This is a genomic window from Streptomyces hazeniae (genome assembly GCF_031845485.1).
Lineage (GTDB): Bacteria > Actinomycetota > Actinomycetes > Streptomycetales > Streptomycetaceae > Streptomyces > Streptomyces hazeniae.
Genome location: NZ_JAVREQ010000207.1, coordinates 1 through 432 on the forward strand (window position 1 = coordinate 1; position 432 = coordinate 432).

Sequence of the window (432 nt, forward strand, 5' to 3'; positions counted from 1 at the left end):
CCACTACTCGGACCGCTTTTTCGCCGCGGTGTGTATCGCCGGGGCGGTGATCTCCGCGGCCCTGTTGGCGGGCTTCGGGGACTTGGTGCCGTTGTGGGCGGCGATGCTGACCTGGTTGCTGGTGTGGGTGCTGTACCTGTCGATCGTCAACGTCGGCCAGACGTGGTACTCGTTCGGTTGGGAATCCCTTCTGCTCGAAGCCGGGGTCCTGGTGATGTTCCTGGGCAACGACGACGTCGGGCCCCCGCTCCTGGTGCTGTGGCTGGCCCGCTGGCTGTTGTTCCGTGTCGAGTTCGGTGCGGGACTGATCAAGCTGCGCGGTGACCCGTGCTGGCGCAACCTGACCTGCCTGTACTACCACCACGAGACGCAGCCCATGCCCGGGCCGCTGAGCTGGTTCTTCCACCACCTGCCCAAGCCACTGCACCGAAT

At 65.5% G+C, this 432-nt stretch carries 1 protein-coding gene; it reads left to right on the forward strand.

The genetic code is table 11. The features are described 5' to 3' along the window. The coding region (locus RM572_RS29350; protein WP_311676381.1) for a lipase maturation factor family protein at positions 1-432 on the forward strand (432 nt) is incomplete at both ends.